The sequence below is a fragment of the Pseudomonas sp. AC083 genome (assembly GCF_979253165.1).
This window is the reverse complement of sequence record NZ_CEEDDH010000007.1, coordinates 14907-29598: the sequence shown is the minus strand read 5'-3', so window position 1 is coordinate 29598 and position 14692 is coordinate 14907. Positions and strand designations below refer to the sequence as shown.

Below are 14692 nucleotides of genomic sequence, written 5' to 3'. Positions count from 1 at the left end.
CTCGCGAAGGCGGAAAGACGCTCCCTCAGAACTTGATGAAGTGCTTGCGGTAATGCTGCAACTCGGCGATCGATTCGCGGATGTCGTCCAGCGCCAGATGCGTGCTGCCCTTCTTGAAGCTGTCGCGCACGTCCGGAGCCCAGCGCGCGGCCAGCTCCTTGAGCGTCGAGACGTCGAGGTTGCGGTAGTGGAAGTAGCTTTCCAGCGCCTTCATGTGGGTATAAAGGAAGCGACGATCCTGGCAGATGCTGTTGCCGCAGATCGGCGATTTGCCCTTCGGCACCCACTTTTCCAGGAAGGCGATGGTCTCAGCTTCCGCCTCAGCCATGCTGATGCGGCTGTCGCGTACACGCTGGGTCAGGCCGGAATTGCCGTGGGTGCGGGTGTTCCATTCGTCCATGCGCGCGAGCACTTCGTCGCTGTGATGGATGGCGATCACCGGGCCTTCGGCCAATGTGTTCAGTTCACTGTCGGTGACGATGGTGGCCATTTCGATGATGACGTCGTTGTCCGGGTCCAGACCGGTCATTTCCAGGTCGATCCAGATCAGGTTCTGCGGGTTTTGCATATTCGGGCTCCTAGGCAATGCTGCGCAGTTTAGCCTAGGCCGGTGGCCGGGCGTGCTAAACTCGCGGCCGTTTTACCTAATCGCTGCATTCTTCAGACGGAACACCCATGGCCAAACGCCAACTCAATCGTCGTCAAAACTGGCGCATCGAAAAGATTCAGGGCGAGCGCGCCGCACGCGCCGCCAAACGCGAGTCCTCGGCGGTCGAAGCCCTCGAGGGCGGCGATCTCGGCCCTGAGCAACATGGCCTGGTGATCGCCCACTTCGGTGTGCAGGTCGAAGTCGAAGCCGTTGACGGCGAACTCGCCGGCCAAGTGTTCCGCTGCCACTTGCGCGCCAACCTGCCAGCGCTGGTCACCGGCGACAAAGTGGTCTGGCGCGCCGGCAACCAGGGCATTGGCGTGATCGTCGCGCAACTGCCGCGCAGCACCGAACTGTGCCGCCCCGACAGCCGTGGCCAGCTCAAGCCGGTTGCCGCCAACGTCGACATGATCGTCATCGTTTTCGCGCCGCTGCCCGAGCCTCACGCCAACCTGATCGACCGCTATCTGGTCGCCGCCGAACATGCCGGCATCCGCCCTCTGCTGCTGCTGAACAAATTCGACCTGATCGACGAGCAGAACGCCCCGGCGCTGAACGCGTTGCTGGCGGTGTATCGCACGCTGGGTTATCCGGTGCTGGAAGTCTCGGCGCACCACGGCGACGGCATGGAGCAACTGCAAAAGCAGCTCGACGGGCGCATCAGCGTATTCGTTGGTCAGTCCGGCGTCGGCAAGTCGTCGCTGGTCAACAGCCTGCTGCCGGAAGTCGAAACCCGCGTCGGGCCGTTGTCCGAGCTATCCGGTCAGGGCACGCACACCACCACCACCGCGCGCCTGTTCCACTTCCCTGGCGGCGGCGAACTGATCGACTCCCCGGGCATCCGCGAATTCGGTCTGGGCCATGTCAGCCGCGCCGACGTCGAAGCCGGTTTCATCGAGTTCGACGACCTGCTTGGCACCTGCCGTTTCCGTGACTGCAAGCACGATCGCGAACCGGGTTGTGCGCTGCTCAAGGCACTCGAAGACGGACGCATCCAGCAGCAGCGGATGAACAGCTATCGCTCGATCATCGCCAGCCTGCCTGAAAACGGCTATTAAACAGTCACGCCGGCGGCCCTGCGCGATGGGCTGCCGGTCGTCGGACTGCATCTGACTCACCTCTCTCCTCTTAAACGTCAGCTTCTTCTGTAGGCACTTGCACGACTGCTTGCAGGACCTTTCTGTTTTGCCGCGCAGATCTTGTAGGCCTGAGCCAGCGGCCTACATTTCTTTCCTCCTTCGCTCACAGCGACCATCGAGGAAAGCCATGCCAACCTGTCTTTTGTTCATCATCCATTCGTCTCGCGACGCCCGCCCGTGCAATACCCACAGAATCCCCGGCGCGATCCGCCTGCACAAGGCGGTGTGACCATGCGCAAGGCATTGTTCATCGGCATCAACGATTACACGCATATCGGCGGGCTCAGCGGTTGCTGCAACGACGCCATGGCCATGGCTTCGGTATTGAAAAGCAACGCCAACGGCGACCCCAACTTCAAAAATGTCGTACTGACGTCTGCCGAGGATTACCTGAGCCGAGAAAAACTCGAAGACCAGATCCGCGAGTTGTTTTCCGGCGACTGCAACGTCGCTCTGCTGTATTTCGCCGGTCATGGCGGTTTCGATGCCGACACTGACGAAGGCATGCTGATACCGCAGGACTACCGCAACGCCAAGGACGGCATCCGCATCAGCGACATTCTCAACTGGGCGGACAAAGCCACGCGGATCAAAAACAAAATGATCATCCTCGACTGCTGCGAAAGCGGTTCGGCCGGCGAAGTGCGCGCCTTGCGCAGCGAGAGCAGCATGGTCAGCGAAGGCATGACCATCCTCACCGCCTGCAAAAAAGCCGAGCCGGCACTGGAGGGCGCGCAGCACGGCGTGTTCACCGGCCTGCTGCTGCAAGCGCTGCATGGCGGCGCGGCGAATATCCTCGGCAAAATCACCCCCGGCAGCCTGTACTCCTTCGTCGACAACGCGCTCGGCCCGTGGGAGCAGCGTCCGGTGTTCAAGACCAATGTGTCGCAGTTCATTTCCCTGCGCGAAGTCTCGCCGCTGATTCCCAAGGAGATCCTGCGCAAATTGCCGGACTGGTTCGCCGAAGCCGAATCGGTCTTCCCGCTCGACCCCAGCTACGAACCCACCGAAATGGCGTTCATACCGGAGCACGGCGAGATCTTCGCCCAATTGCAAAAGTGCAACCGCCACAGCCTGATCGAACCGGTCGACGCCGAGCACATGTACTACGCCGCCATTCACTCCACCGGCTGCCGCCTGACGGCACTCGGTGCCTATTACCGCGAACTCGCCCTCAAAGGACATTTCTGATGCCAGTCTTTATCAGCTACCGCCATGTGGATCGCACTCATGCGATCGCCATCAACACCCGTCTGACCCAAGCGAAGATCAGGACTTACCTCGACGTGCTGGACCCGGAATCGCAGACCACCGACGACATCACCGGGGTCATTACCCGCAACATCACCGAGTGCACGCATCTGCTGGCGGTGGTATCGGAGAAGACTGCACTGTCGTGGTGGGTGCCGTTCGAGATTGGCGAGGCGACGATCAGCAACCGGCGGATCTGTACGTTCAAGACCGGGCCGGCACAACTGCCGATCTATCTGGACAAGTGGCCGAAGCTGAGCACGGCCAGCGACCTGGATTTCTTTATCGATGCGTATCGGGATGAGGTGTCGAACAAGCGGTCGATAACCCTGGATTCGTTCAGCGACTCGGTGAAAGGGGCGTACAAGCGCGATGCAGAGATGTTTCATGAACAGTTGAAGAATCGGATTCGTCGGGGATTCTGAGACTGTGCCGGCCTGTCCCCGATTATTTTAGTAACGCTACGAAATGGTTGGGGGCATGAAGCGATAGCCACAAAAAAGCCGACATCACTGTCGGCTTTTTTTCACTTACTGCTTCGGCGCTGGCGCCGCCCCACCCGGCTCAGCCGGTTTCGGCGCCGCATCGTCAAACAGATTCAACCGCTCGCGCAACTCGTGAGCCGGCACTGGCTGTTTGTCCGCCGGCAGCGCATTCGGATCAACCGGGGCTGCCGGAGCAGCACCGTTCTGACCTTCATCCGCCGGTTTCGCCGCCTCAGGCCCCTGCGCACCTTCGATGGCGGCCTGGGCTTTCTTCGTCAGCACGACAATATCGATGCGGCGGTTGACCGGGTTGAACGGATTTTCCCGATCAAACAACGCCGACGAGGCATAACCGACCACCCGCGCCACCTGCGCATCCGGATAGCTGCCCGCGACCAATGCGCGACGCGCGGCGTTGGCACGGTTGGCCGAGAGTTCCCAGTTGCCGTAGTCGCCAGTGCCGATGTACGGCTTGGCGTCGGTGTGGCCGCTGATGCTGATCTTGTTCGGCACCGCTTTGATGGTGTCGGCCATGGCCAGCAGGATGTCTTCGAAGTACGGCTTCAGGCGTGCGGATCCGGAGTCGAACATCGGCCGGTTCTCGGCGTCCATGATCTGGATGCGCAAGCCGTTCGGCGTGATTTCGAAAAGGATCTGATCCTTGAACTTCTGCAGTTGCGGGTTCTCGTCGACCTTGTTCTGCAGTTCTTGCAGGAGCAGTTCGAGACGCTCCTTCTCGACCTGCTCGGCCATGCCTTCAACCTGATCGGTGTCGACCGTGACCTTGTCCGGTTGCGGCTGCGACTTCACTTCCGGGTTGAGGGTGTTTTCCGGCGCCAGGGTCGGCGTACCGCCGAGGTCGATGATGTACGGCGTGCCGCTTTCGGAGAAGCCGACCGGGTCCTTGAAATAACCGGCGATGGCGATCTTCTGTTCCGGCGTAGCGGTGGACAGCAGCCACAGCACCAGGAAGAACGCCATCATCGCCGTGGCGAAGTCGGCGAAGGCGATTTTCCATGCCCCGCCGTGGTGCCCGGCGGCAATGCGCTTGACGCGCTTGACGATGATCGGCTGATTATTTTCCATTTCTTAACGACCGCGAACCGCTTGTTCCAACTCGGCGAAGCTTGGACGGTGCGCCGGGTACAGAACCTTGCGCCCGAACTCGACCGCCAGCGACGGCGGCATGCCGGACGCCGAAGCCACCAGCGAGGCCTTGATGGCTTCGTAGACGTTGAGCTCTTCCTTGGCATCGTGGGCCAGGGAATGCGCCAGCGGACCGAAGAAACCGTACGCCGCGAGAATACCGAAGAAGGTACCGACCAGTGCCGCACCCACGTGCAGACCGATCGACGCCTGGTCGCCCTCGCCCAACGAAGCCATGGTCACCACGATACCGAGTACCGCCGCAACGATACCGAAACCGGGCATGCCGTCGGCGATGCCGTTGACTGCGTGCGATGGGTGCTCGAGGTCTTCCTTGAGGCTGTACAGCTCCATGTCGAACAGGCCTTCCAGTTCGTGCGGAGCCATGTTGCCGGAAGACATGATGCGCAGATAATCGCAGACGAACGCGGTCATGCGTTCATCCTTGAGCACCGCCGGGTACTTGGCGAAGATCGGACTCGCGGCGGCATCTTCGATGTCGCCTTCGATGGCCATCATGCCTTCGCGGCGGCTCTTGTTGAGGATCTCGTAGATCAGCCCGAGCACTTCCAGATAGAAGGTGTGGGTGAAACGCGAACCGAACATGCTCAGGGATTTCTTGAGCACGTGCATCGTCATGTAACCGGGGTTGGCCTGGAGGAACGCGCCGAGGGCCGCACCGCCGATGATCATCACCTCGAAAGGCTGGATCAGGGCGGCAATCTTGCCGTGGGAGAGCACGTATCCGCCGAGCACGCTCGCGAATACGACGATGATGCCGATAATTTTAGCCATAGGTAGAAGGTACTTGTTTAAGTCGGGTTCAAGGTCATATTCGGAAGTTAAAAAATCTCTTCTTCTACTTATCGGCAAAACTGCGCCAGACTATAGCCAGTTCAGGCGAAAAGCCAATTTAGCCCATGCCGGGCGCGTCTACAGTCAGTGAAGATCTCGTCCAGACATGGCTAATGAAACGAACATTCCAGCGGTAAAACCGAGCACCCTCCAGGCTTGGGTCAAGCTGCTCGACAGCGTCCCCCTGCCCGTGCCACAAGAGGCTCACGACAAAGTCTGCCGGGCGATCCGCGACAATCGCAGCTCGCTGCGCGACATCGCCGAGTTGATGCAGGACAGCCCGGCGCTGGCCTTGAGCATCATCCGTGAGGCGAATCGTCACACCCACGGCACCATGGCCGCGCCAGCGGAAAATCTGGAGGTGGCAATCAATCGCCTGGGCCTTGCGCGCACCGAAGAATTGCTCGCGCGCCTGCCGGCCGAACCGCACCGGCAGATCCCCAAGGCTTTGCGCCAATTGCAACTGATCAGCCAACACGCGACACAACAGGCCAACGGCTTTTTTGCCAGTCGTCTGGCGCGGCTGTGGCAGGACATCCACTGGGGCAGCCTGCTGTTTTTGTCGCCGCTATGGCCATTGGCACTGACCTATCCGCAGTTGCTTGAGGAGTGGGAACTGCGGGTGATTCACAAGGGCGAGTCGGCACGTGTGGTTGAAAAGCAATTGTTCGGCGTGCGCCTGTTGAAGATTGCCGAGGCACTGGTCCAGGCCTGGCATCTGCCGATCTGGGTCGAGCAAGGCTACAAGTTGCTGCTCAGCGAACAACGCGAACTGGTCAAAGTGCTGCGCATCGCCCGTGACAGCGAGCACCCGCTGCGCCAGCAGAATCGCCTCGACGAAGACCCAACATTGCGCCGCTGGCTCAATCAACCCGCCAATACCGTGCTGCTGGCCAACGGCCTGGCGCTGTCGGCGCAACAGGCTTGGGACAGTCCGCACAGCAAGCGCTGGCAGTACCTGACCAGCCTGTATCTGCAGATTTCCATGGACGAAGTGCAGCAACAGCTGCACCAGCAAGCGGCGAACAGCGCGCGTCAGCATGCGATGCCTGATTTGTGGCACCCGGCGGTTTCGCTGATCTGGCCGTGGGGCACTCGTCGCTTGCCGGCCGGCATGCTCCCGGCCGCAGCGCCGAATGCAGATGATCTGGGCCAATGGCGTCGGCAATGCGCCGAACTGCTCGCCGAGCCCAGCCGCTTCACCAATGCCATGAGCCTGACCGTCGCCGCCCGCGAGGCACTGGTGGCGAGCGGCATGCGTCGGGTGATGATTCTGATGGCCGACCGCACGCACTCGACCCTGCGCGTGCACCAGACCGCCGGTTTGCCGAAGGATGCGGCGGCGCTGAGTTTTGCCGTCGGCCAGAGCAAAGTCCTGCAACGTCTGCTCGCTCAGCAGGCGCAGGTGCGGATCACGCCGGAGAACAACGGGCAATTCTCTGCCTTATTGCCAGCGAGCCTGCGCACGTTGTTTCGCGGTGAGCATCTGTTCCTGCGTTCGCTGGTCAACAACGGCCGGGTGATCATGATCGTAGTTGCCGATCAGGGCGGCGGGCCGTTCGCCGACATCACCGTACAAGCCTTCGGCAAAACCGCGCAGTGCATCGAAAAAGCCCTGCACAGCTTTAGCAGCCGCGGCCAATGAGCCTGCGCTACAATCCTCCCCTTTGTGCTCTGGAGACCTCACATGTCTGACTTCTCTGGCTTGCCGCTTGTCATCGAGCCGAGCGACCTGCTGCCGCGTCTGGAGTCCCCGGAACTGATTCTGGTGGACCTGACCAGCCCTGCCCGGTATGCCGAAGGTCACTTGCCCGGCGCACGTTTTGTCGACCCGAAACGCACCCAGCTCGGCCAGCCACCGGCGCCCGGGCTGATGCCGGCGAAGGCCGATCTGGAAGCGTTGTTTGGTGAGCTCGGCCATCGCAAAGACTCGGTATACGTCGTGTATGACGATGAGGGCGGTGGCTGGGCCGGGCGCTTCATCTGGCTGCTCGATGTCATTGGCCACGACAAGTACCACTATATAGACGGTGGTCTGCCGGCCTGGCTGGCGGACGGTATGCCGATGTCGATTCAGGTGCCGGCCGCCGTCGGTGGCCCGGTCTCGCTGACCCTGCACGATGAACCGACCGCCACCCGCGAATACCTGCAAAGCCGTCTCGGCGCCGCCGATCTGGCGATCTGGGACGCGCGTGGGCCGCTGGAATATTCCGGCGAGAAAGTCCTCGCCGCCAAGGGCGGACACATCCCCGGCGCGGTCAATTTCGAATGGACCGCCGGCATGGACCAGACTCGTCAGTTGCGTATCCGCAGCGACATGCCGCAGATCCTCGAAAACCTCGGGATCACCAAGGACAAGGAAATCATTACCCATTGCCAGACCCATCACCGGTCGGGCTTCACTTATCTGGTGGCCAAAGCCCTCGGTTATCCGCGGGTCAAGGGCTACGCCGGTTCCTGGGGCGAATGGGGCAACCACCCTGATACGCCAGTCGAGATTCAAGGTTTTAAGGACAACTAATGAAAGAGCGTCTGTTTATCCTCAGCCAGTACCTGCTGCCGCATCACCTGCTGTCGCGCCTGGCCGGCTGCATCGCCGAATGCCGCGTGCGCTGGTTCAAGAATGCCTTCACCCAATGGTTCGCCAAGCGTTATCAAGTGGACATGTCGCAAGCACTGGTCGAAGACCTGACCGCTTACGAGCACTTCAACGCATTCTTCACGCGTGCGTTGAAAGACGGCGCGCGTCCACTGGACGAAACTCCGGGCGCGATCCTCAGCCCGGCCGACGGTGCGGTGAGTCAGCTCGGCCCGATCGAGCACGGTCGCGTGTTCCAGGCCAAGGGCCACAGTTTCAGCGTGCTCGAATTGCTCGGCGGTGATGCGGCCAACGCAGCGCCATTCATGGGCGGCGATTTCGCCACGATCTACCTGTCGCCGAAGGACTACCACCGCGTGCACATGCCTCTGGCCGGCACCCTGCGCGAAATGGTCTACATCCCGGGCCGCATTTTCTCGGTGAACCAGACTACTGCCGAAAACGTCCCGGAGCTGTTCGCCCGCAACGAGCGCGTGGCGTGCATTTTCGACACCGAACGCGGGCCGATGGCCGTGGTGCTGGTCGGCGCGATGATTGTCGCTTCGATTGAAACCGTGTGGGCCGGTCTGGTTACTCCGCCGAAGCGCGAGTTGAAAACCTTCCGCTACGACGAAGCCGCACGCGCACCGATTCATCTGGAAAAAGGCGCGGAACTGGGACGCTTCAAGCTCGGTTCGACGGCAATCGTGCTGTTTGGCCCGGATCAGGTGAAGTGGGCTGAAGAACTGGTGGCCGGTTCGCCAGTGCAGATGGGCCAAGGCCTGGCACTGCCAAAAGCGTGACCCTGTTCGCGGAAGCAGCCGAGGCTGCTTCCGCACACCGCGGCATTTGCTGCTATGGTTTGGCTCATGAGCCAGACCAACTTTTCTCCCAAGCTGCGCGCTCCGACTCCCACGCAAACGCGCCTGTCGTTCTGCGACGCCAGCCCGCGTGATCTCAAGCGCTGGATCGCCGGCCTGCCCAAGGCCAACATCGGCGAAACCGCCCGCCTGCTCTATCAAGGCCTCGGCGAACTGAACCTGTTGCTCACCCCCAGCGACAATCGCCTGCAATTGTTGGAGTTGCTGCGGCCCGAGGTGTATTTCGTCTGCCAGCATCTGGAACGGCACTTTCTGCATCAAGCGATCATGCTCGACGAGCGCTCGCGCAAAGTCAGCAACCTGTGTCAGGCGCTGCAAGGTCAGTTGGCAATCGGCTATAAACAGATCGTTCTGCGCATCCTGCCCAAATACAGCAAGGATCGGGCGACGTTGGTCAGTACCGCCTTGCAACGCGCCGCGCATGCCCTCAAGGCGCAACTGGTGCGCGCCACGCAGCTGTACAGTTCACCGCCGGAACACGCGTGGTTCGAATTGCATCAGCTGTATCGCAGCGCTGCGCAATTGCAACTGCAACAACGGCGGCTGCGCGATGATCTGGCCTTTTTGACCAGCGAACTGAGCGTAGAACAGACCTATATCGCCGCACTGCTATTGGGCAGCGCCCGTTGCAATCAATTGCGCCAGAGCCAGATTGTCCGGCTGGCCGAGGTGATCGAGCCGTGGAGCGCCCTGCTCAAACTGCATCCCGGCAGCGCCGACGACGGTTTGTTCGCCATCAGCCCGGAACTCGATGTCGGCCCGCGCTACCGCAAGATGTTTCGCAGCGAACAACAGAGCGGGCTGCTGGGCTTCGATCCGCAACCGCTGGTCAAACAGCTCGAAACGCACCTGCTGCACGAGTCCACCTCGACCCCACTGCCCGTTTCCGCCGGCCTCAGCGTCGACACCCTGCAACATCTGCACGCTACTTGGGGCCAAGCGGCCGAACGCAGCTTTCAACGCATCGCCGGCCAGGGCACGCTGACCGTGTGCGTTGGCATGAGCGCCCTGCACTTCTACCTCGGCGGCGAGCGCACTTTCAGCGAATTGCTCAAACATCCCGGTGCCCGCGCGGCAAACTTCAGCAGCGTCGTGGCCAGCGGCGAAAAGGACAGCTGGAGTCAGGCGTTCGACGCTGCCCCGCAAAGTAACGATGAGCTGTTGCCGTACGAGGAAATCCAGTACGACCAGTTGAGCGAAGAGGAAGGCCCCGGCAACGCGCCGAACTATCCGACTTACGCCTTGCCGGTGATCAACCATAGTCCTGGCGGTTATTGCCTGGCCTGGCCCAGCGAAGTACCGGCGGAGTTGCAGGCCGGGGAAATGCTCGGGATTCAGGACAGCGAGGGCAAAGGCTGGAGCATTGCGGTGATTCGCTGGATCCGCCAGGTGCGCGGCAGCGGCACGCAGATGGGCATTGAACTGGTAGCGCCACACGCGCAGCCGTGCGGCTTGCAACTGGTGCGAACGAAAGATGATCACAGCCAGTATTTGCGCGGTTTGCTGTTGCCGGAAATCAGTGCGATCGATGTGCCGGCCACCGTGCTTGCGCCGCGCCTGCCCTTTCAGGAAGGCAACAAGGTGTTGATCAATACACAGGGCGAAGAACACCGCGCCGGGCTGGATCGGCGGGTGGCGAGTACGCACAGCTTCAACCAGTTCGCCTATCGCTCGCTGGATCCTGCGCAGAATGGCGGGGGTGAGGAGGATTTTGATTCGTTGTGGAATTCGCTTTGAAGCGAAAGATCGCAGCCTTCGGCAGCTCCTACATTTGGAATGCATTTCCCTGTAGGAGCTGCCGAAGGCTGCGATCTTTGTGCTTTGTCAGTTACAACTGCCCGTCACGATCGCGGAAACCCAGCAGATACAACACACCATCCAGCCCCAGCGTTGAGATCGCCTGCTTCGCCGACTGTTTGACCAGCGGTTTGGCGCGGAACGCCACGCCCAGCCCGGCAATCGCCAGCATCGGCAAGTCGTTGGCGCCGTCGCCGACGGCAATGGTCTGCTCCAGACGCAGACCTTCCTTGTGCGCCAGTTCCTTGAGCAAGTCAGCCTTGCGCTGCGCATCGACAATCGGCTCGATCGCCACGCCGGTGCACTTGCCGTCGACCACTTCCAACTCGTTGGCAAACACGTAATCGATGCCAAGCCTGGCCTGCAGTTGCTTGGCGAAATAAGTGAAGCCGCCGGACAGGATGGCGGTTTTGTAGCCGAGCCGCTTGAGTTCGGCGAACAGGGTTTCGGCGCCTTCGGTCAGGCGCAGCGAGGCGCCGATCGAGTCGAGCACGCTGACGTCGAGGCCCTTGAGCAGCGCCAGACGCTCCTTGAAGCTGGCGCGGAAATCCAGTTCGCCGGCCATGGCGCGCTCGGTGATTTCGGACACTCGATCACCCACGCCGGCCGCCTTGGCCAGCTCATCGATGACTTCCGCTTCGATCAGCGTCGAGTCCATGTCGAACACGGCCAGACGTCGGTTGCGACGGAACAGCGAATCTTCCTGAAAGGCGATATCGACGTTCAATTCCTGGGCAACGCTGAGGAATTCGGCGCGCAGCGCCTGCGGATCGGCAGCTTCGCCGCGCACGGAAAACTCGATGCAACCCTTGCCCTTGTCGGCCGGTGTGTCCAGCGGCATGCGCCCCGACAGACGGTCGATATGGTCGATGTTCAGGCCATATTTGGCGGTGATCGCGCTGACCGCCTGCAACTGGCCGGCGGTGACCTTGCGCGTCAGCAGGGTAACGATGTGGCGCTTCTTGCCCTGATTGCCCACCCATTGCTGGTAGTCCTCTTCGGACACCGGGGTGAAGCGCACTTGCTGATCCAGTTCGTAGCCTTTGAACAGGATGTCCTTGAGCACCGATTTGCCTTGCTCGGAATCGGGAATTTCAACCAGGATGCCGAACGACAGGGTGTCGTGGATCACCGCCTGACCGATGTCGAGAATGTTCACACCACCTTGTGCCAGAACACCGGTGATGGCCGCCGTCAGACCCGGACGGTCGACTCCCGTGATGTTAATCAGGACGATTTCGCGCAACGCGCACCCCCGCAACTGGAAAAAAACCGCATTCTACCCACTTTCAGTGACCATCGGGCACCGCGAGCGCTTTGCCGGTCTGGGGCCTGTCGCTATACTGCGCGTCAACTTCACGGACAAAGAGCCGAGCTCAAGTGAACCGGCCCACGCCAGTCAAAACCGATAACTTCTTCCTGCTGATCTTCCGTGCACTGCGCCATCGCCGTGTACCGATTGCATTGCGCATTGCCAGCCACAACGTGATCCTGGTCGCTCTGGCCCTGGTGATCTATGCCGGGGTGATGGGTCTGCAATTCAAGCAGGCCATGCACGAGCAGGCCGATGCGCTGGGCGAAAGCCTGACCACGCAGACCGCCACCTCCGCCACCGAGCTGCTGGTGTCCAACGACATCCTCAGCCTCAACGTGCTGCTCAACAACCTGACCAAGAACAAACTGGTCGCCCACGCGGCGATCTACAGCGTGGACAACCGCATCCTCGCCGAGTCCGGTCAGCGTCCCAAGCACAGCCTGCTGGGCGAAGCCGAGGGCATGTACGAGAGCAAGATCACTTTCCAGGACGTGACGGCCGGGCAACTGCGCATCAGCCTGGACATGGATCAGTTCCAGCAGCCAATGACCATCAGCCTGCAAAGCATGGGCATTCTGAGCGCGATTCTGCTGGCACTGTCGCTGGCTCTGAGCCTGCGCATGGGCCGTTATCTGTCGACGCCGTTGCTGCAATTGCGCGTGTGGCTGCGCCGCATCGACGCGCACACCCCGGGCATCGATCGTCAGGATGAAATCGGCGATCTGGCGCGCCAGCTGCACGCCAGCTACGCCCCGGAGCCCGAGCCTGAACCCGAGCCGGAATTCGCCGAGGAAGAAGACGAGCCGGAATTCGAGGTGCGTAACCTGCGCGATCCGAGCTTCGACGAAAGCCGCCCGCTGGCCGCGAAGAAACCGGCGCCGCGTCACCTGGTCAGCACGGTCGAAGACGATGATGACGATGACGCCTTCGCCGACCTGCGCGACGAATCGCTAAACGGCGCCGTCCAACCGCTCACGCGCAAACCGAGCCCTGACGTGCCACAGCACACCGCCGTACTGGCCGTGCAACTGGGTTCGCAGGAACAATTGCGTCGTTTGCCTCGCGCACGTCTGGAAGAATTGCAGGAACGCTATCGCGACTGCCTCGAGCAGGCTGCTTCGCTGTATCAGGGCGAAATCGAAACCCTCAACGATGGCAGCACGCTGTTGCTGTTCCACACCGAAGATTGCGGCGACGATTACCTGACCAATGCCATCTGCTGCGGCGAACTGCTGCGTGCTCTGGGTCATCAGTTGCAGATCGAGGTCGCAGACAGCGGCATCACCCTGCAATTGCAGCTGGGCCTGACCCTGGGCGATGAGTTGTTCGGTCTGAGTCAGATTGATCTGCTGCTGACGGATTCGGCGCAGGATGCACTGGCCTTGTCGCAACACAGCCGCAATCTGCTGCTGGTTGAGCGCAAGATCAGTGATGACGCGTTGATCCGCCAACGTGCGCGAATCCGGCCGATCGCCAGCCCTGAGGGCGCTTGCTGTGTGGAGCGGTTGATGGAGCCTTATCCGTCGATGCTGGAGCGGCAACTGGCGCGGATGCATGAGCGCCGGGCGTAAGGCTTAGGCCAGATACGCAAAAGCCCGCAGACGAGTGATTGTCTGCGGGCTTTTTTGTGCGCGGCGTTATTGGAATCGTGCGCATCCCTGAAAAGCCCCTCACCTCCAGACATAACAAAGCCCGCACTAGGCGGGCTCTGTTCTGACTCGTTCCAGCCTCAGAAGCGAAACACTTCCATATCCGTACGAATCGGCGAGGCCATTGGAATCTTCGGCTGCTTCTCGGCATCCGCCGCCGGCGCTGCGGGTTTCGGCGCGGCTTTACGCGGTGCCTCGGCCACGGGCGGCTGGTTGGCCAGTGGCTTGAGCGCCACCGACAGCTGCTCGGCCAGACGCTGCAACAGGATCCCCTGCGCCTGCACCTGGGACGCGGTGCTGCCGGCATGCGTTTCCTGCAGGTGAATGATGCGGTTATCACGCACCTTGCCGCGACGATCGATCAAACGCCACTGCGCATCGAGAATCGCCGGTTGTTTCGCTCCGGAATCCAGACGGGTGATGGTCAGCAACACCTGCACATCGGGCGTGAACCCGGCGGTAGCAGGCGCCAGCACCACACGCTGGCTGTCCAGGTGACCGGCGACCTGACGCATCAGCAACTGATCGATATCCGACGAAAGGCTGCCGGCCCAACGACCGTCGGTCGCCGCTTGCAGGCTGCCGTCGGGTTGACGTTGCAGCAGGGTTTCGCGTTGCAGGTAATCGGCTACAACCACCGGCCCCAGCAAAACCGCCATGCCCGCGCTTTGCGCAGGCTGAACCGGACTTCCGCTGTCCAGTTGGTACAGCGACACCGGCTGGTGAACGCTGCAACCCGCCAGGCCAAGAACGCCGGCGAGCAACAAAATAAGGGGGCGTAGAGCAGTCATCATCCCGTCCAGGTGGCCGCCACAAGGCTGACCACAGTGAAAATACTCAATAAATATGAAGAACGCTCGGCCACGCCGGCGCTTGAAAGGCCATATCATCCGTGAATATGCGTTCCGACTCCAGCGCCAAAGCGTCGATCTACGCGTTTAATCGCA

At 61.2% G+C, this 14692-nt stretch carries 13 protein-coding genes; 8 read left to right on the top strand and 5 right to left on the bottom strand.

Translation table 11 applies throughout. The features are described from left to right. Nucleotides 1-25 precede the first annotated feature (25 nt). Nucleotides 26-568 (bottom strand): oligoribonuclease, encoded by a 543-nt coding sequence (gene orn / locus AC0IXA_RS12760; RefSeq protein WP_016771957.1) that lies wholly within the window; start codon nucleotides 566-568, stop codon nucleotides 26-28. A 107-nt stretch (nucleotides 569-675) separates the two neighbouring features. Here orn and rsgA point away from each other — a divergent pair, with 107 nt between their 5' ends. From rsgA to AC0IXA_RS12745, 3 genes are all read left to right on the top strand, one after another. Next, a complete protein-coding gene (gene rsgA / locus AC0IXA_RS12755) occupies nucleotides 676-1707 on the top strand; it encodes a small ribosomal subunit biogenesis GTPase RsgA (RefSeq protein ID WP_024011360.1) in 1032 nt (343 codons plus the stop codon). Nucleotides 1708-2019: 312 nt separating this feature from the next. Beyond that, nucleotides 2020-2979 carry a caspase family protein gene (locus AC0IXA_RS12750; RefSeq protein ID WP_341638476.1) on the top strand — a complete coding sequence of 320 codons (960 nt, stop codon included), beginning with the start codon at nucleotides 2020-2022 and terminating at the stop codon, nucleotides 2977-2979. Further along, nucleotides 2979-3464 (top strand): toll/interleukin-1 receptor domain-containing protein, encoded by a 486-nt coding sequence (locus AC0IXA_RS12745; RefSeq protein WP_341638475.1) that lies wholly within the window; start codon nucleotides 2979-2981, stop codon nucleotides 3462-3464. The genes AC0IXA_RS12750 and AC0IXA_RS12745 overlap by 1 nt, the downstream gene beginning before the upstream one ends. A 105-nt stretch (nucleotides 3465-3569) precedes the next feature. On the opposite strand, the gene motB is transcribed toward AC0IXA_RS12745, so the two are convergent. Beyond that, complete coding sequence (gene motB, locus AC0IXA_RS12740; protein ID WP_341638474.1) at nucleotides 3570-4610, bottom strand: flagellar motor protein MotB; 1041 nt, start codon at nucleotides 4608-4610, stop codon at nucleotides 3570-3572. Nucleotides 4611-4613: 3 nt separating this feature from the next. Then, the gene (gene motA, locus AC0IXA_RS12735; RefSeq protein ID WP_024011357.1) at nucleotides 4614-5465 is read right to left on the bottom strand and encodes a flagellar motor stator protein MotA; all 852 of its coding nucleotides are present in this window, start codon (nucleotides 5463-5465) and stop codon (nucleotides 4614-4616) included. A 166-nt stretch (nucleotides 5466-5631) separates the two neighbouring features. Between motA and AC0IXA_RS12730 the strand changes: the two genes are divergently transcribed. The 4 genes from AC0IXA_RS12730 to AC0IXA_RS12715 all read left to right on the top strand — a co-directional run bounded on the left by AC0IXA_RS12730 (nucleotide 5632) and on the right by AC0IXA_RS12715 (nucleotide 10721). Beyond that, nucleotides 5632-7170: an HDOD domain-containing protein gene (locus AC0IXA_RS12730; RefSeq protein WP_341638473.1), complete on the top strand. Its 1539-nt coding sequence runs from the start codon at nucleotides 5632-5634 to the stop codon at nucleotides 7168-7170. 42 nt (nucleotides 7171-7212) lie between these two features. After that, nucleotides 7213-8046, top strand: a complete 834-nt coding sequence (gene rhdA / locus AC0IXA_RS12725; protein WP_341638472.1) for a thiosulfate sulfurtransferase — start codon at nucleotides 7213-7215, stop codon at nucleotides 8044-8046. Beyond that, complete coding sequence (gene asd / locus AC0IXA_RS12720) at nucleotides 8046-8906, top strand: archaetidylserine decarboxylase (RefSeq protein WP_024011354.1); 861 nt, start codon at nucleotides 8046-8048, stop codon at nucleotides 8904-8906. The genes rhdA and asd overlap by 1 nt, the downstream gene beginning before the upstream one ends. A gap of 66 nt (nucleotides 8907-8972) precedes the next feature. After that, entirely contained in the window at nucleotides 8973-10721 is a 1749-nt protein-coding gene (locus AC0IXA_RS12715) for a molecular chaperone (protein WP_341638471.1), read from the top strand. A gap of 91 nt (nucleotides 10722-10812) precedes the next feature. Here the strand turns inward: AC0IXA_RS12715 and serB are convergent, their stop codons facing one another. Further along, the gene (serB, locus tag AC0IXA_RS12710) at nucleotides 10813-12027 is read right to left on the bottom strand and encodes a phosphoserine phosphatase SerB (protein WP_041477650.1); all 1215 of its coding nucleotides are present in this window, start codon (nucleotides 12025-12027) and stop codon (nucleotides 10813-10815) included. A gap of 134 nt (nucleotides 12028-12161) precedes the next feature. Between serB and AC0IXA_RS12705 the strand changes: the two genes are divergently transcribed. After that, on the top strand, nucleotides 12162-13667 hold the full coding sequence (locus tag AC0IXA_RS12705; protein ID WP_341638470.1) for an AhpA/YtjB family protein: 1506 nt from the start codon (nucleotides 12162-12164) through the stop codon (nucleotides 13665-13667). Between the two features lie 158 nt (nucleotides 13668-13825). Here the strand turns inward: AC0IXA_RS12705 and AC0IXA_RS12700 are convergent, their stop codons facing one another. Next, the gene (locus tag AC0IXA_RS12700) at nucleotides 13826-14536 is read right to left on the bottom strand and encodes a PqiC family protein (RefSeq protein WP_137215188.1); all 711 of its coding nucleotides are present in this window, start codon (nucleotides 14534-14536) and stop codon (nucleotides 13826-13828) included. Nucleotides 14537-14692: the final 156 nt, after the last annotated feature.